The sequence below is a fragment of the Phyllobacterium pellucidum genome (assembly GCF_013327855.1).
In the GTDB taxonomy this organism is placed as follows: Bacteria; Pseudomonadota; Alphaproteobacteria; order Rhizobiales; family Rhizobiaceae; genus Phyllobacterium; species Phyllobacterium pellucidum.
Window position 1 is genome coordinate 1 of record NZ_JABUMX010000010.1, and the last position, 16,786, is coordinate 16,786.

The window sequence follows — 16,786 nt, forward strand, 5'->3', positions numbered from 1 at the left end:
CGTACGCCTTGTACTCACCAAAATACTTCGTAATCGCTGCCGTCAACGACGTCTTGCCATGGTCAACGTGACCAATCGTGCCAATGTTGACGTGCGGCTTGTTACGTTCAAACTTGCTCTTAGCCATCTGAGCTCTCCGTTATATGTTCGCCTGCTCAGGCTTCTCAACTGTCACGCGCAACCTTATGGTTACGCAAACTTCTTCTGGATTTCCTGCGCGACTGCCGTCGGAACAGGCTCGTAGTGATCGAACTGCATCGTGTACTGCGCACGACCCTGGCTCATCGAACGCAGGTTGCTCACATAGCCAAACATGTTGGCCAGCGGCACGTTTGCATTGACGACGGTCGCGATACCACGAGCTTCCGTACCCGAAATCTGACCACGACGTGAGTTCAGATCGCCAATCACGTCACCGACGTAATCTTCAGGAGTTACGACCTCGACCTTCATGATCGGTTCGAGCAGCTGGGCACCGGCCTTCTGCGCACCTTCGCGGAATGCAGCGCGGGCTGCGATTTCGAAGGCGAGAACCGAGGAGTCCACATCATGGTAGGCACCGTCGATCAGCGTGGCTTTCACGCCGAGCATCGGGAAGCCTGCGAGCGGACCCGCACCCATAACGCTCAGGATACCCTTTTCTACACCAGGGATGTATTCCTTCGGGATCGCACCGCCGACGATCTTCGATTCGAAGATGAACTCGTCGCCATCATGCGGCTCGAAGACGACCTTGATGCGGGCGAACTGACCCGAACCACCGGACTGCTTCTTGTGCGTGTAGTCGATTTCAGCCTTGCGGGTGATCGATTCACGATAGGCAACCTGCGGATTGCCGACATTCGCCTCGACCTTGAACTCGCGACGCATACGGTCAACGAGGATGTCGAGATGAAGCTCGCCCATACCGGAAATGATCGTCTGGCCGGATTCTTCGTCCGACTTGACGCGGAATGAAGGATCTTCAGCAGCAAGGCGATTAAGCGCGAGGCCCATCTTTTCCTGGTCGGCCTTGGTCTTCGGCTCGATCGCGATCGAGATAACCGGTTCCGGAAACACCATGCGTTCCAGAATGACCGGCTTCAGCGGATCGCAGAGCGTGTCGCCCGTCGTCGTTTCCTTGAGGCCCGCCAGGGCAACGATGTCGCCGGCAAATGCTTCTTCGATGTCTTCACGCGAATTGGAGTGCATCTGCAGCATGCGGCCGATGCGTTCACGCTTGAGCTTCACCGTGTTGTCGAGCGAGATACCCTTGGTAAGCTTGCCCGAGTAGATGCGGCAGAACGTGAGCGAGCCGACGAACGGGTCGTTCATGATCTTGAATGCGAGCATCGAAAGCGGCTCTTCGTCAGAAGACTTGCGAACGGTTTCCGCATCGGTCTTGGGATCGATACCCTTGATCGCAGGAACGTCGACCGGCGAAGGCAAGAATTCTACGACACCATCGAGCAGCGGCTGAACGCCCTTGTTCTTGAACGCCGAGCCGCAGAATACCGGGTGGAATTCGACGCGGCAGGTGCCGACGCGGATGAGCGCGCGCAGCTTGTCGTTGTCAGGCATGTTGCCTTCGAGATAGGCTTCCATGGCAGCTTCCTCGACCTCAACAGCGGTCTCGATGAGCTTCTCACGGAATTCTTCAGCCTTGTCCTTAAGGTCGGCCGGAATCTCGACGACGTCCCACTGGGCGCCGAGCTGTTCGTCGCGCCAGACAAGAGCCTTCATCTCGATGAGGTCGATAACGCCCTTGAACTCGTTCTCGGCACCGATCGGCAGCTGCATGACGAGCGCCTTCGCGCCAAGACGGCTCTTGACCATGTCGACGCAGCGATAGAAATCGGCGCCGGTCTTGTCCATCTTGTTGACGAAGATCATGCGCGGGACATGATACTTCTCAGCCTGACGCCAGACGGTTTCAGTCTGCGGCTCGACACCGGCATTGGCGTCGAGGAGAGCAATCGCACCGTCGAGAACGCGCAGCGAGCGTTCGACTTCAATCGTGAAGTCAACGTGGCCAGGCGTGTCGATGATGTTGAAACGGCGCATCTTGCCGTCACGGCCCTTCCAGAACGTGGTGGTCGCGGCAGAGGTGATCGTGATGCCACGCTCCTGCTCCTGCTCCATCCAGTCCATGGTTGCGGCGCCATCGTGGACTTCACCGATCTTGTGCGACTTACCGGTGTAGTAGAGGATACGCTCGGTGGTCGTGGTCTTGCCGGCGTCGATGTGCGCCATGATACCGAAATTACGGTAGTCTTCGATTTTATATTCGCGGGCCATGATAGGTTGCCTTCAAGAATAGGGTTTCGACGATTACCAGCGGTAATGCGAGAATGCGCGGTTGGCTTCTGCCATGCGATGCGTGTCTTCACGCTTCTTCACAGCCGAGCCGCGGTTGTTTGCAGCATCCAGCAATTCACCGGACAGGCGATCGACCATGGTCGACTCGTTGCGGCCACGGGCTGCATTGATGAGCCAACGGATGGCAAGAGCCTGACGGCGCTCGGGACGAACGTCGACCGGAACCTGGTACGTTGCACCACCAACGCGGCGCGAGCGCACTTCGACGTGCGGCGCAACATTGTCGAGAGCCTGATGGAACAGGGCAACCGGCTCCTGCTTGCTCTTGGTTTCGACGGACTCAAGCGCACCGTAAACGATGCGCTCCGCAACGGACTTCTTGCCATGAAGCATGACTGCATTCATGAACTTGGTCAGAACGAGATCACCGAACTTCGGATCCGGGTTGATCTCACGCTTTTCTGCACTATGGCGTCTGGACATATTCTCTGTCTCTTCGCTTCGTCAGGCTCGCCACACATGGCTTGAGCCCGGGTAAATCTTACTTCGGACGCTTCGCACCGTACTTCGAACGGCGCTGCTTGCGGTTCTTAACGCCCTGGGTATCCAGAACACCACGGATGATGTGGTAACGAACACCCGGCAAGTCCTTTACACGGCCGCCGCGGATCATCACGACGGAGTGTTCCTGAAGGTTATGCCCCTCACCCGGAATATATCCGATGACTTCAAATCCGTTCGTCAGACGCACCTTGGCGACCTTACGCAGAGCCGAGTTCGGCTTCTTCGGGGTCGTCGTGTAGACGCGAGTGCAAACGCCGCGCTTCTGCGGGTTTTCCTGCAGAGCAGGGACTTTATTGCGCTTTACCGGCGCAACGCGCGGCTTGCGGATCAGCTGGTTTACGGTAGGCATTCAACCTTCCCTCTTTCACAAATCTCGTATCTTCGCCCGTCAGGGCCGTTTCAGCGCCATGCTCATGCACGAATTCGGGCAACAGAACCACCGGTTGGTGGCTTGCCCGAATAAAAGCAGAGGAGACCATAAGGCCTCGTGCGAGCGGCAATTGCATATCGATCGTAAAACGAACCCTGTTTGAGATGAACTCCAGAGCGAGTCGCTCCGAAAAAGCCAATCTCACATCGGCTCAGATGGCGTGCTGATACTTGGTCATTGCGTTACAGTCAAGCCTGAACGCCAAGATTTATTAAGGTTTGGGCGCTTTAGCGGCGCAGCACCGGCCCATTGAAAGATAGTTTCGCCGAACAGGCGTTATTTCAAGCAAAATTTCACGTATTCCACGACGACGTCGCAACCGTTCGTGCTAGGACACGTTCAAATCCATCATCAGCATTATTTGCCAAGGGAATCATCGAATGGCTGAAGACTCACCAAAACCGGTCAATCTCATCGTCGCCGACGTCTGGAAGGACGAGGACCCGAGGCAGGTCCATCTGCTGCTCATCACCGACGACACAGAAAATCTGGTGAACATCGCTCTGCAGATTCTCGCCAACGAAGGCTATGATGAAGCCGAACTTCTCGAAATCGGCACGATCACCGAAGAGCCGGATGAGGAACCGCACCGCTCTGCCTGGCAGAATGCGCTTGCTGGCCAGGCGGCGCTCATCGAGTTCAACGAATAGCAACCCGATCAACGCGCTCGAATAGACAAGGCCGCCGCGATCAACTCGCGGCGGCCTTTTCGTTTGTTCCAACCAGCCTTATTCGGCCGCGGACTGGTCCGTCATGTCCGCGAGCATCGGGCTTGCCTTGGCAGCCGTTGCCCCGGACTCCTTGCGGCGCTCGTCGATGATAAGCTCGTCGCGAGCCACGGCAATGCGGCGGATCTGCTTGACCGTACCGCCGGTACCTGCCGGAATCAGACGTCCAACGATGACGTTTTCCTTCAGGCCCTGCAGAGCATCCATCTTGCCGGCAACAGCCGCTTCGGTGAGGACGCGGGTCGTTTCCTGGAAGGATGCCGCCGAGATGAACGACGGGGTCTGCAGCGAGGCCTTGGTGATGCCGAGAAGAACCGGAACACCGTAGCCCGGCTTCTTGCCGTCTTCCTCAAGACGCTCGTTGATCTCGTCGAGCTCGATACGATCGACATGATCGCCGGGGATAAAGCCGGTATCGCCGGATTCGGTGATCTCGACCTTCTGCAGCATCTGACGGACAATCACTTCGATGTGCTTGTCGTTGATCAGAACGCCCTGCAACCGGTAGACTTCCTGGATTTCGTTGACGAGGTAGGAAGCAAGTGCTTCCACGCCCTTGATGGCCAGGATGTCGTGCGGCGCCGGATTGCCGTCGAGGATGTAATCGCCCTTTTCGATGGCGTCACCGTCCTGAAGATGGAACGGCTTGCCCTTGGGGATCAAATACTCGACAGGCTCGAGCGTCTCGTCGTTCGGTTCGATGACGATGCGACGCTTGTTCTTGTAGTCACGGCCGAAACGAACCGTACCATCGATCTCAGCGATGATCGCATGGTCCTTCGGACGACGTGCCTCGAACAGTTCCGCAACGCGCGGCAGACCACCGGTGATGTCCTTGGTCTTGGCGCTTTCCATCGGAATACGGGCAAGAACGTCACCCGCCTTCACATGCGAACCCGGCTCGACCGAAAGGATCGACTCGACCGACAACTGGAAGCGTGCATCGCCGCCCTTTGCCAGTTTCATCACCTTGCCGGCCTTGTCCTTGACGACGATCGCAGGCTTCAGATCGGAACCGCGCGGGGTCGAACGCCAGTCGATGACGACGCGCTTGGTGATGCCCGTCGACTCGTCCGTCGTTTCCGCGACCGAAAGACCGTCGACCATGTCTTCGAATTCGACATGCCCTTCGACTTCCGTCATGACCGGACGGGTATATGGATCCCACTCGGCAATGCGCTGGCCGCGCTTCACGTTGTCACCATCATCGACATAGATGCGCGAACCGTAGGTGACGCGGTGCGTGGCGCGTTCCTTGCCGTTGGCATCGAGAATGACGACAGCCATGTTGCGGCCCATGACGACCAGATGGCCGTCCGAGTTGCGCACTACGTTGCGGTTGCGGATCTGGACCGTACCCTCGTAGCTTGCTTCGAGGAACGACTGATCGACAACCTGTGCCGTACCACCAAGGTGGAACGTACGCATCGTCAGCTGCGTGCCCGGCTCACCGATCGACTGCGCGGCGATAACGCCGACAGCTTCACCCTGGTTGACCGGCGTACCACGGGCCAGATCGCGGCCATAGCACTTGGCGCAGATACCGCCGCGCGTCTCGCAAGTCAGTGCCGAACGGATACGAATCGACTGAACGCCAGCCTTTTCGATCGCATCGACATCGAACTCGTCGATGATCTTGCCGCCGGCGACGAGAACATCGCTGGAGACCGGATGCACGATATCTTCGAGCGCCGTACGGCCGAGGACACGCTGGCCGAGGGTCGCGACAACCTGACCGGCATCGACGATCGGCTGCATGGTAAGACCGGTGGTCGTACCGCAATCGGTCGAGATGACGATGCAATCCTGCGCGACGTCAACAAGACGGCGTGTAAGGTAACCGGAGTTGGCCGTCTTCAAGGCGGTGTCGGCGAGACCCTTACGGGCACCGTGGGTCGAGTTGAAGTACTCGTTAACGGTCAGACCTTCCTTGAAGTTCGAAATGATCGGCGTCTCGATGATCTCGCCCGAGGGCTTGGCCATCAGGCCGCGCATGCCGCCAAGCTGACGCATCTGGTTCGGCGAACCACGAGCACCCGAGTGCGACATCATGTAGATCGAGTTCATCTGCTTCTGGCGGCCAGTAACAGGATCGAACTCGACGGCCTTGATGCGTGCCATCATCTCGTCGGCGACCTTCTCGGTGCACTTGCCCCAAGCGTCGACAACCTTGTTGTACTTCTCGCCCTGAGTGATCAGGCCGTCATTGTACTGCTGCTCGTATTCCGTCGCCAGAGCTTCAGTCTCGGCAACGAGCTTCGCCTTGGTTTCCGGAATGACCATGTCGTCCTTGCCGAACGAAATGCCGGCACGGCAGGCATGGGCAAAGCCGAGCTGCATGATGCGGTCGCAGAAAATGACCGTCTCTTTCTGACCGCAATGGCGATAGACCGTGTCGATCATCTTGGAGATGTTCTTCTTGGTCATTTCCTGGTTGCAGATGTCGAAAGGCACATTGTGGTGTTTCGGCAGCAGTTCGCCGATGATCATACGGCCAGGTGTGGTCTCATAGATCTTCGAGGTCGGCTTGCCGTCCGCATCTATGCTCTTGAAGCGGCCCTTGATCTTGGTGTGCAGGGTAACCGCTCCGCTGCCGATGGCGTGGTGAAGCTCGCCCATATCGGCGAACGCCATTCCCTCGCCCGGCTCCTTGGCCGCGACGATCGACAGGTAGTAGAGACCGAGAACCATGTCCTGCGACGGAACGATAACCGGCAGACCGTTGGCGGGATGCAGGATGTTATTCGTCGACATCATCAGGACGCGGGCTTCGAGCTGGGCTTCCAGCGAAAGCGGCACGTGAACAGCCATCTGGTCGCCGTCGAAGTCCGCGTTAAAAGCGGTACAGACGAGCGGATGCAGCTGGATGGCCTTGCCTTCGATCAGGGTGGGCTCGAAGGCCTGGATGCCAAGACGGTGCAGTGTCGGCGCGCGGTTCAGGAGAACCGGGTGCTCGCGGATGACCTCGTCGAGAATATCCCAGACTTCCGGCTTTTCCTTTTCAACCAGCTTCTTCGCCTGCTTGACGGTCGAGGAGTAACCCTTAGCGTCGAGACGGGCGTAGATGAACGGCTTGAACAGTTCGAGCGCCATCTTCTTTGGCAGGCCGCACTGGTGGAGCTTCAACTCCGGACCGGTCACGATAACCGAACGGCCGGAATAGTCGACGCGCTTGCCGAGCAGATTTTGACGGAAGCGGCCCTGCTTGCCCTTGAGCATGTCGGACAGCGACTTCAGCGGGCGCTTGTTGGCGCCGGTGATGACGCGGCCGCGACGGCCGTTGTCGAACAGAGCATCAACCGACTCCTGAAGCATGCGCTTCTCGTTGCGGATGATGATGCCGGGCGCGCGCAGTTCGATCAGGCGCTTCAGGCGGTTGTTACGGTTGATGACGCGGCGATAAAGATCGTTGAGATCGGACGTCGCGAAACGGCCGCCATCGAGCGGCACGAGCGGGCGCAGATCCGGCGGAATGACCGGAACGATCTTCATGATCATCCATTCCGGACGGTTGCCCGATTCCAGGAAGTTTTCGACGATCTTCAGACGCTTCATCAGCTTCTTCTGCTTCAGATCCGAGGTCGTCTCGGCAAGTTCCGCCCGGAGGTCGCCGGCGATCTTTTCGAGATCCATCGAAGCCAGAAGTTCATGAATGGCTTCGGCGCCGATGAGCGCCGTGAAGGCGTCCTCACCGTATTCGTCGACGGCGATCATGTACTCTTCTTCAGAAAGAAGCTGATGTTCCTTGAGAGCTGTCAGGCCCGGCTCGGTCACGATGTAGTTCTCGAAATAGAGAACGCGCTCGATGCCCTTGAGGGTCATGTCGAGCAACGTGCCGATACGGCTCGGAAGGGACTTCAGGAACCAGATATGCGCAACCGGAGCCGCGAGTTCGATATGGCCCATGCGCTCACGGCGAACGCGCGACAGCGTGACTTCGACGCCGCACTTTTCGCAGATGATGCCCTTGTATTTCATGCGCTTGTACTTGCCGCACAAGCATTCATAGTCCTTGATCGGCCCGAAGATCCGCGCGCAGAAGAGACCATCCCGCTCCGGCTTGAAGGTGCGGTAGTTGATCGTCTCCGGCTTCTTGATCTCACCGTATGACCAGGACAGAATCTTCTCAGGGCTGGCGATCGATATCCGGATGGAATCGAATGCCTGCACAGGCACCTGAGGATTGAAAAGATTCATGACCTCTTGGTTCATGCCGTTTCTCCATGGGGCAAAGCTTGCCCTCTACTTGCGATGGATAGCCGCCGCCGCGGGTCCATCTGGATCAAATGCCGCTTCTGCAGCGGCTCGAACATACTGGTCGGGTGCGCAGCGAAACTGCGCACCCTTCCCTTCTCATTCAGCAGCGTCTGGAAGCGCCTGCTGTTGTTCCTGCTGTCGCGTATCGTCCAGTTCGACATTCAGTCCGAGCGAACGCATTTCCTTGACGAGAACGTTGAAGCTCTCCGGAATGCCGGCCTCGAACGTATCGTCGCCGCGGACGATCGCCTCATAGACCTTGGTACGACCGGCAACGTCGTCGGACTTGACCGTCAGCATTTCCTGCAGCGTGTATGCCGCACCGTATGCTTCAAGGGCCCAGACCTCCATTTCACCGAAGCGCTGGCCACCGAACTGCGCCTTGCCACCCAGCGGCTGCTGCGTGACGAGCGAGTAAGGTCCGATCGAACGGGCGTGGATCTTGTCGTCGACCAGGTGGTGCAGCTTCAGCATATAGATGTAGCCGACTGTAACCTGGCGATCGAACGTTTCACCCGTACGTCCGTCATAGAGCGTTGACTGACCCGAGGACTTCAGGCCCGCCTGTTCCAGCATCACGTTGATGTCTGGCTCATGCGCACCGTCGAAGACCGGCGTTGCAATCGATACGCCGCGCTTCATCTGCTCGCCGAGACGAACGATGCTCTCGTCGTCATAGTTGCGAACCGGCTCATTGCGGTCGTTGTCCGGAATGATCGACTCGATCGTGGTCCGGAGCGGCGCAATGTCGCCCTGTGCCTTGTAGGCTTCGATCAGCTCGCCGATCTTCTTGCCCATGCCGGCGCAGGCCCAGCCGAGATGCGTCTCGAGGATCTGACCGACATTCATGCGGCTTGGCACGCCAAGCGGATTGAGCACGATGTCGACATGCGTTCCGTCTTCAAGGAACGGCATATCCTCAACAGCGGCGATACGCGAAACGACGCCCTTGTTGCCGTGACGGCCGGCCATCTTGTCGCCAGGCTGGATCTTGCGCTTCACAGCAACGAAGACCTTGACCATCTTCATGACGCCAGGAGGCATCTCGTCGCCGCGCTGGACCTTCTCGACCTTGTCCATGAAGCGCTGTTCGAGCAGCTTCTTGGAATCGTCGTATTGGTTGCGCAGAGCTTCGATTTCGCCCTGTACCTTCTCGTCCTCGACGGCAAACTGCCACCACTGGGAGCGCGGGTATTCACCCATGACTGCCTGGGTAACGGTCGTGCCCTTCTTGAACGCCTTCGGTCCGGCAACGGCTACCTTGCCGTTGAGAACATCGACCAGGCGGCCATAGACGTTGCGGTCGAGAATTGCCTGCTCGTCGTCACGGTCCTTGGCGAGACGCTCGATTTCCTCACGCTCGATTGCCATGGCGCGTTCGTCCTTCTCAACGCCGTGGCGATTGAAGACGCGAACTTCCACAACCGTACCGTAGGTCCCGGGCGGCATGCGCATCGAGGTATCGCGGACGTCCGAAGCCTTTTCACCGAAGATGGCGCGCAGAAGCTTTTCTTCCGGCGTCATCGGGCTTTCGCCCTTCGGCGTAATCTTGCCGACGAGAATATCGCCCGGCTGAACTTCGGCGCCGATATAGACGATGCCGGCTTCGTCGAGGTTCTTCAGCGCTTCTTCCGAAACGTTCGGAATGTCGCGTGTGATTTCCTCAGGTCCGAGCTTCGTGTCGCGGGCCATGACTTCGAACTCCTCGATATGGATCGAGGTGAAGACGTCGTCCGAAACGATCTTCTCGGAAAGCAGGATCGAGTCTTCATAGTTGTAGCCGTTCCAGGGCATGAACGCGACGAGCACGTTGCGGCCGAGCGCCAGATCGCCAAGATCGGTCGAAGGACCGTCAGCGATGATGTCGCCCTTCTCGATCCGGTCACCCACACGCACCAGCGGACGCTGGTTGATACAGGTGTTCTGGTTCGAGCGCTGGAACTTCATCAGGCGATAGATATCGACGCCCGACTTGCCGGGCACGAGGTCTTCCGTCGCACGGATAACGATACGGGTCGCATCTACCTGGTCAACGATACCCGTACGGCGTGCACCGATAGCGGCGCCTGAGTCGCGCGCAACGATCGGTTCCATGCCGGTGCCGACGAACGGAGCCTCGGCGCGAACCAGAGGAACGGCCTGACGCTGCATGTTCGAACCCATCAGGGCGCGGTTGGCGTCATCGTTCTCGAGGAACGGAATGAGCGCCGCGGCGACCGAAACGAGCTGCTTGGGCGAAACGTCCATCAGGTCCACGTTTTCACGCGGCGCCATCAGAACTTCACCGGCATGGCGGCAGACGACGAATTCGTCGGTAAACCCGCCGGTGGCGTCCAGTTCCACATTGGCCTGCGCCACGTGATACTTGGCTTCTTCCATGGCCGACAGATAGACGACTTCGTCCGTGACCTTGCCGTCAACGATCTTGCGGTACGGGCTCTCGATGAAGCCGTACTTGTTGACGCGGGCGAAGGTTGCGAGCGAGTTGATCAGACCGATATTCGGGCCTTCCGGCGTTTCGATCGGGCAGATACGGCCGTAATGCGTCGGATGAACGTCGCGAACTTCGAAGCCGGCGCGCTCGCGGGTCAGACCGCCCGGTCCAAGTGCCGAAAGACGACGCTTGTGCGTGATCTCGGACAAGGGGTTGGTCTGGTCCATAAACTGCGACAGCTGCGAGGAACCGAAGAACTCGCGAACGGCTGCGGCAGCCGGCTTCGCGTTAATCAGATCCTGCGGCATTACGGTGTCGATTTCGATCGAGGACATGCGTTCCTTGATGGCGCGCTCCATGCGAAGCAAGCCAACACGGTACTGGTTCTCCATCAATTCGCCGACCGAACGGACACGGCGGTTGCCGAGATTGTCGATGTCGTCGATTTCACCGCGGCCATCGCGCAGGTCGACAAGCATCTTGACCACGGCAAGGATGTCTTCCTTGCGCAGAACACGAACAGTGTCTTCTGCATTGAGGTCGAGGCGCATGTTCATCTTCACGCGGCCGACAGCCGACAGATCATAGCGCTCGCTGTCGAAGAACAGCGACTTGAACATGGCTTCCGCCGAGTCGATCGTTGGCGGCTCACCCGGACGCATCACGCGGTAGATGTCGAATAGCGCATCCTGGCGGCTTTCGTTCTTGTCCACGGCCAGCGTGTTGCGGATATACGGTCCGATATTGACATGGTCGATATCAAGAACGTTGATTTCTTCCGTGCCGGTATCGAGCAATACCTTGAGGGTCTTCTCGTCAAGTTCGTCGCCGGCTTCGAGGTAAACCTCACCGGTCTCGAAGTTGACGATGTCCTCGGCAAGGTACGAGCCGAACAGGTCGTCCTCGGTGGCCTTGATGAACTTGAGGCCCTTTTCGGCAAGCTGCTTGGCACTGCGTGCGGTCAGCTTCTTGCCGGATTCGAGCACGACTTCGCCGGTGTCGGCGTCGATCACGTCGGAGGTGGCCTTGAAGCCCTTGAAGCGGTCGACCGAATAAGGAATGCGCCAGCCTTCCCCGTCACGGCTGAACGTGATGGAGTTGTAGAAGGTCGACAGAATCTCTTCCGAGTCCATGCCAAGCGCCATGAGCAGCGACGTCACCGGAATCTTGCGGCGGCGATCGATACGCGCATAGACGACGTCCTTGGCATCGAACTCGATGTCGAGCCAGGAACCGCGGTATGGAATGACGCGGGCAGCGAAAAGAAGCTTGCCCGACGAATGCGTCTTGCCCTTGTCGTGATCGAAGAACACGCCGGGCGAACGGTGCATCTGCGATACGATAACGCGCTCGGTGCCGTTCACAATGAACGTGCCGTTGTCCGTCATGAGCGGCATATCGCCCATGTAGACGTCCTGTTCCTTGATGTCCTTGATCGACTTCGCGCCGGTATCCTCGTCGATATCGAACACGATGAGGCGCAGCGTCACCTTCAGCGGCGCTGCATAGGTCAGATCGCGCTGCCGGCATTCATCCACGTCGAACTTGGGAGCTTCGAACTCGTACTTGACGAATTCGAGCATGGAAGCGCCCGAGAAATCCGAAATCGGAAATACAGACTTGAAGACAGCCTGCAGACCTTCATCCAGTCGCCCGCCCTTGGGCTCTTCCACCATCAGAAACTGATCGTAGGAAGCTTTTTGAACCTCGATGAGGTTCGGCATCTCTGCGACTTCCGGAATCTTACCGAAAAACTTGCGTACGCGCCTACGACCATTGAAAGAATGGGTCTGAGCCATCGTCGCTCCTCGTCTTTATGCCAGAAACTGGCCTGTTTCTTAAAACCGCATTTGCGGCCCCGTGAACGGGACAAAACCCGTTTCCTGAAAGCATCAATCTTGCCGTCAGGAAAAGGGTTCAGTACCGGACCCTCCAACGTGGAGGGGAATCTGCATCACCCGCAGCGCGGGAGTGGCGGGCAGGTTGCCCTGCCCGCCCAAAACGCAAGACTTACTTGAGTTCGACCTTGGCGCCAGCAGCTTCGAGCTGTGCCTTGATCTTGTCAGCTTCGTCCTTGGTCGCGGCTTCCTTGACCGGCTTCGGAGCTGCTTCAACGAGGTCCTTGGCTTCCTTGAGGCCGAGACCGGTGATTGCGCGGACTTCCTTGATCACGTTGATCTTGTTAGCGCCGGCTTCGGTCAGAACGACGTCGAATTCAGTCTTTTCCTCAACTGCGGCAGCAGCTGCACCGCCGCCAGCGGCAGCAGCAACAGCAACCGGAGCAGCAGCGGAAACGCCCCACTTCTCTTCAAGAAGCTTCGAAAGTTCAGCAGCTTCGAGAACGGTCAGGTTGGACAGGTCTTCTACGATCTTTGCGAGATCAGTCATTGTAACATTCCTTTACAAGGTTCGATAATTGACAGCGAGAACGGCCTTATGCCGCTTCGTCCTTCCGGGCATAGGCGCCGAAAACGCGGGCAAGCTGACCTGCCGGTGCGTTGACGATCTGAGCAATGCGCGTGGCCGGGGTCTGGATCATGCCAACCAGCTTTGCGCGCAACTCGTCGAGTGACGGAAGTGCGGCCAGAGCCTTTACACCTTCCGGGTCGAGAGTCGTTGCTCCCATCGAGCCACCGAGGATGACGAGCTTTTCGTTACCCTTGGCAAATTCGATGGCGATCTTTGGTGCCGTAATCGGATCGTTGGAATAGGCAACGAGTGTCTGGCCTGTGAACAGGTCAGCAATGCCTTCCGAATCCGTACCCTGAAGAGCGATTTTGGCGAGGCGGTTCTTCGCGACTTTAACGGTGCCACCCGCATCACGCATCTTGGAGCGAAGATCGCCCAACTGCGCTACGGTGAGACCGGTATAGTGGGCCACGACAACTGAGCCAGAGTCCTTGAAGACCCCGTTCAGCCACGCGACGAATTCGCGCTTTTCCGCTTTTTCCACTGTCTCTCTCCATTTGGCAGAAACGCTTGATTGCGTCCCTGCCGGGTTGCCTTTTGCTGCAAGGGGCCAGTTAGAAAACTGGATCCACGCAACACCTGAGGATCCTGTCCCCCTTGCTTGCCGAAATCGGCAATAGCGAAAGGCAACTACGGTTCGAACCTTGTTCTCGGGCTTTCGCCCTCAAACCTGGTTGTTCCACGTCTCATGCGGGTTCATACGAATTAAGGCGAACCACCCGCAATCTCGGACAGGATAACCGGACTTTCATCCGGTTATCCAGGCCCCGAAGGGCCTGGAATTCTTTTCATCTCAAACACTTGGGCTTGAGAATTGATGCAATGGTTACGCGACGCGAACCGTTGCGGGATCGATCTTGACGCCAGCGCCCATCGTCGACGAAATCGCGACGCGCTTGACGTATTCACCCTTGGCGCCAGCCGGCTTTGCCTTGGTGACGGCATCGGCGAACGCCTTGATGTTTTCTTCGAGCGCCTTGGCATCGAACGAAGCCTTGCCAACGCCCGCATGAACGATACCGGCCTTCTCGACGCGGAACTCTACGGCGCCGCCCTTGGAAGCCTTGACGGCAGCGGTGACGTCAGCCGTAACCGTACCGACCTTCGGGTTCGGCATCATGCCGCGCGGGCCGAGAACCTTACCGAGACGGCCGACGAGCGGCATCATGTCCGGTGTGGCAATGCAGCGATCGAAATCGATCTTGCCGCCGTTGACGATCTCGAACAGGTCTTCGGCGCCAACGATGTCGGCACCAGCCTTCTTGGCCTCTTCGGCCTTGTCGCCGCGGGCGAAAACAGCCACGCGAACCGTACGGCCCGTGCCATTCGGCAGGTTGACGACGCCGCGAACCATCTGGTCGGCATGTCGGGGATCAACGCCGAGATTCATTGCGACTTCGATCGTTTCGTCGAACTTGGCAACGGCACGCTCCTTGACCATGGCAATCGCCGAGGTCAGGTCATAGAGCTTGTTGCGGTCAACGCCTTCGCGAACCTTCGCTACACGCTTTGCAAGTTTTGCCATCGTCTTAGCCCACCACTTCCAGGCCCATCGAACGGGCAGAACCTTCGACCATGCGCATTGCGGCTTCGACGTCCGCTGCGTTCAGGTCCTTCATCTTCGCTTCGGCGATTTCACGGACCTTGTCGCGCGAGATCTTGCCGGCAACCGTCTTGCCTGGCTCCTTGGAGCCCGACTTCAGGTTTGCGGCCTTCTTCAGGAAGTAAGACACCGGCGGCGTCTTCATCACAAAAGTGAAGGACTTGTCCTGATAATAGGTAATGACGACCGGAATGGGCGAGCCCTTTTCCAGTTCCTGCGTCTGCGCGTTGAACGCCTTGCAGAATTCCATGATGTTGATGCCGCGCTGACCAAGTGCCGGTCCGATCGGCGGGGACGGCGTTGCCGATCCTGCCGAAACCTGCAGCTTGAGCTGGCCTGCTACTTTCTTAGCCATAACTTCTCTGCCTTTTCATTATGCCGGAAAACCGGCGGTTGCAGTTTGGTGGTGCGGGTCGGGGATCCGGCTTCAGATCGCCTCACCTCCCACCATGTTTGCCGCTTGCGCGGCACGCGACCCGAGAGCCGCGATGATCAGACCTTCTCGACCTGACCAAATTCGAGGTCGACCGGCGTAGCGCGGCCGAAAATCGAAACTTCCACCTTGAGGCGCGAACGCTCTTCGTCGACTTCCTGCACGGTACCGTTGAACGAAGCGAACGGACCATCGGCAACGCGAACGCTTTCGCCGATCTCGAACGAGATCGAAGCCTTCGGACGCTCGACGCCTTCCTGGACCTGGGTCAGGATGCGCTCGGCTTCCTTGTCGGAGATCGCAATCGGCTTGTTGTCGGAACCCAGGAACCCGGTCACCTTCGGCGTGTTCTTGATCAGATGATATGCATCATCCGTCAGATCGGCACGAACCAGGACATAGCCCGGGAAGAACTTGCGCTCGGCGTCGACCTTGCGGCCACGACGCACCTCGACCACTTTCTCGGTCGGCACGAGGATCTTCTCGAAAAGATGCGACAGACCCTTCTGCCTCGCCTTTTCTTCGATCGACTCAGCGACCTTCTTTTCAAAATTCGAATAGGCGTGAACGATGTACCAGCGCGCGGTCATTACTTATTCCCAATCCCGATTTTTGTTCAGCCTGCGTTAACGGCCAAGACCGAGAACGAGATCGATCCCGAATGCCATCAACTGATCGGCCGCGAAAAAAAAGACCGCAGCAAAAGCCGCCATTACCATCACCATAGCGGTGGAAATGAGCGTCTCGCGCCGCGAAGGCCATGTGACCTTTGCGGTTTCAGCGCGCACTTGCTGAAAAAAAGTTATCGGATTCGTTTTGGATGCCATTTACCGCTCGTGCGTGTCATTGTGCTGTAAACATGCTGTGTTGAACTTGTTACAACACCATCTGTCCACACCATTGCGGTCCGTAAAGCTGACCGTTCAGCTCCACGCACCGCGTGTCTGTTGACGTTACATAGAACCGATTCCGGAAAAACGCAAGTCCCCGGATCGCTTCTTTTCCAAACATCTGTCGGCGGCACCATCCAATCGTGTCCCGGCAGATTATGCATTGGCAGGGGAGACAGGGTTCGAACCTGCGACCTACGGTTTTGGAGACCGCCGCTCTACCAACTGAGCTACTCCCCTGCATTGGCGGCGTACATTCCATAAAGCCGTCGCCATTTCAAGGGCAATATTACGACTTCCAGTGAGTTGCGGCAAAATTCGTTTGCCAATGAAGTTCTTGCAACACCTGAAAAGCCTCGAACCCGGCTGACGGGGCCTGGGAATTGATGAATCAATTGCTTGGGCGAGTAATTTATATGGCGACGGGGTTCCGTAAATTCAAGACTAACACGTCGGATCGAATCGCACGCAAATGCAGAAAGGGCGGCCCCAAGGACCGCCCTTCCCGTACGCAATCGTCAGAAGACGATTTTACTCGATAATCGAAGAAACGATCCCTGCACCAACGGTGCGGCCGCCTTCACGGATAGCGAAGCGGAGCTTCTCTTCCATGGCGATCGGCACGATCAGCGTCACATCGACTGCGATGTTGTCGCCGGGCATGACCATTTCCGTGCCTT

General features: G+C 57.9%; 14 protein-coding genes and 1 tRNA gene. 1 reads left to right on the top strand and 14 read right to left on the bottom strand.

All coding sequences use genetic code 11. The annotated features are described in order from the left end of the window. From HQ945_RS22530 to rpsL, 4 genes are all read right to left on the bottom strand, one after another. The coding region (locus tag HQ945_RS22530; protein ID WP_244910400.1) for a GTP-binding protein at positions 1-127 on the bottom strand (127 nt) is incomplete at its 3' end. 62 nt (positions 128-189) lie between these two features. Further along, the gene (gene fusA / locus HQ945_RS22535) at positions 190-2,277 is read right to left on the bottom strand and encodes an elongation factor G (protein WP_027229716.1); all 2,088 of its coding nucleotides are present in this window, start codon (positions 2,275-2,277) and stop codon (positions 190-192) included. Positions 2,278-2,310: 33 nt separating this feature from the next. Continuing rightward, complete coding sequence (gene rpsG / locus HQ945_RS22540) at positions 2,311-2,781, bottom strand: 30S ribosomal protein S7 (RefSeq protein ID WP_027229717.1); 471 nt, start codon at positions 2,779-2,781, stop codon at positions 2,311-2,313. A 58-nt stretch (positions 2,782-2,839) separates the two neighbouring features. Next, complete coding sequence (gene rpsL, locus HQ945_RS22545; protein ID WP_027229718.1) at positions 2,840-3,211, bottom strand: 30S ribosomal protein S12; 372 nt, start codon at positions 3,209-3,211, stop codon at positions 2,840-2,842. Between the two features lie 461 nt (positions 3,212-3,672). Between rpsL and HQ945_RS22550 the strand changes: the two genes are divergently transcribed. Continuing rightward, positions 3,673-3,942, top strand: coding sequence for a hypothetical protein (locus HQ945_RS22550; RefSeq protein WP_174208543.1), 270 nt, complete (start codon positions 3,673-3,675; stop codon positions 3,940-3,942). A gap of 78 nt (positions 3,943-4,020) precedes the next feature. Here the strand turns inward: HQ945_RS22550 and rpoC are convergent, their stop codons facing one another. The 10 genes from rpoC to HQ945_RS22600 all read right to left on the bottom strand — a co-directional run. Beyond that, entirely contained in the window at positions 4,021-8,232 is a 4,212-nt protein-coding gene (gene rpoC, locus HQ945_RS22555; RefSeq protein ID WP_027229720.1) for a DNA-directed RNA polymerase subunit beta', read from the bottom strand. 141 nt (positions 8,233-8,373) lie between these two features. Further along, positions 8,374-12,510 carry a DNA-directed RNA polymerase subunit beta gene (rpoB, locus tag HQ945_RS22560; RefSeq protein WP_027229721.1) on the bottom strand — a complete coding sequence of 1,379 codons (4,137 nt, stop codon included), beginning with the start codon at positions 12,508-12,510 and terminating at the stop codon, positions 8,374-8,376. Positions 12,511-12,721: 211 nt separating this feature from the next. Next, positions 12,722-13,099, bottom strand: a complete 378-nt coding sequence (gene rplL, locus HQ945_RS22565) for a 50S ribosomal protein L7/L12 (protein ID WP_027229722.1) — start codon at positions 13,097-13,099, stop codon at positions 12,722-12,724. A 46-nt stretch (positions 13,100-13,145) separates the two neighbouring features. Beyond that, on the bottom strand, positions 13,146-13,664 hold the full coding sequence (gene rplJ, locus HQ945_RS22570) for a 50S ribosomal protein L10 (protein ID WP_027229723.1): 519 nt from the start codon (positions 13,662-13,664) through the stop codon (positions 13,146-13,148). A 342-nt stretch (positions 13,665-14,006) separates the two neighbouring features. Further along, a complete protein-coding gene (gene rplA, locus HQ945_RS22575; protein WP_091925812.1) occupies positions 14,007-14,705 on the bottom strand; it encodes a 50S ribosomal protein L1 in 699 nt (232 codons plus the stop codon). A 4-nt stretch (positions 14,706-14,709) separates the two neighbouring features. After that, entirely contained in the window at positions 14,710-15,138 is a 429-nt protein-coding gene (gene rplK, locus HQ945_RS22580; RefSeq protein WP_027229725.1) for a 50S ribosomal protein L11, read from the bottom strand. Positions 15,139-15,275: 137 nt separating this feature from the next. Then, positions 15,276-15,806, bottom strand: a complete 531-nt coding sequence (gene nusG / locus HQ945_RS22585) for a transcription termination/antitermination protein NusG (protein ID WP_027229726.1) — start codon at positions 15,804-15,806, stop codon at positions 15,276-15,278. A gap of 36 nt (positions 15,807-15,842) precedes the next feature. After that, on the bottom strand, positions 15,843-16,043 hold the full coding sequence (secE, locus tag HQ945_RS22590) for a preprotein translocase subunit SecE (RefSeq protein WP_027229727.1): 201 nt from the start codon (positions 16,041-16,043) through the stop codon (positions 15,843-15,845). Positions 16,044-16,270: 227 nt separating this feature from the next. Further along, positions 16,271-16,346 (bottom strand) — tRNA-Trp (locus HQ945_RS22595). A gap of 291 nt (positions 16,347-16,637) precedes the next feature. Continuing rightward, positions 16,638-16,786 (bottom strand): EF-Tu C-terminal domain-related protein (locus HQ945_RS22600; protein ID WP_174208544.1); only part of this gene is annotated, 149 nt, incomplete at its 5' end.

Excerpts from the sequence above, each read along its gene's own strand:
- fusA (WP_027229716.1), bottom strand. The coding sequence starts at position 2,277 with ATGGCCCGCGAATATAAAATCGAAGACTACCGTAATTTCGGTATCATG.
- rpsG (WP_027229717.1), bottom strand. The coding sequence starts at position 2,781 with ATGTCCAGACGCCATAGTGCAGAAAAGCGTGAGATCAACCCGGATCCG.
- rpsL (WP_027229718.1), bottom strand. The coding sequence starts at position 3,211 with ATGCCTACCGTAAACCAGCTGATCCGCAAGCCGCGCGTTGCGCCGGTA.
- HQ945_RS22550 (WP_174208543.1), top strand. The coding sequence starts at position 3,673 with ATGGCTGAAGACTCACCAAAACCGGTCAATCTCATCGTCGCCGACGTC.
- rpoC (WP_027229720.1), bottom strand. The coding sequence starts at position 8,232 with ATGAACCAAGAGGTCATGAATCTTTTCAATCCTCAGGTGCCTGTGCAG.
- rpoB (WP_027229721.1), bottom strand. The coding sequence starts at position 12,510 with ATGGCTCAGACCCATTCTTTCAATGGTCGTAGGCGCGTACGCAAGTTT.
- rplL (WP_027229722.1), bottom strand. The coding sequence starts at position 13,099 with ATGACTGATCTCGCAAAGATCGTAGAAGACCTGTCCAACCTGACCGTT.
- rplA (WP_091925812.1), bottom strand. The coding sequence starts at position 14,705 with ATGGCAAAACTTGCAAAGCGTGTAGCGAAGGTTCGCGAAGGCGTTGAC.
- rplK (WP_027229725.1), bottom strand. The coding sequence starts at position 15,138 with ATGGCTAAGAAAGTAGCAGGCCAGCTCAAGCTGCAGGTTTCGGCAGGA.
- nusG (WP_027229726.1), bottom strand. The coding sequence starts at position 15,806 with ATGACCGCGCGCTGGTACATCGTTCACGCCTATTCGAATTTTGAAAAG.
- secE (WP_027229727.1), bottom strand. The coding sequence starts at position 16,043 with ATGGCATCCAAAACGAATCCGATAACTTTTTTTCAGCAAGTGCGCGCT.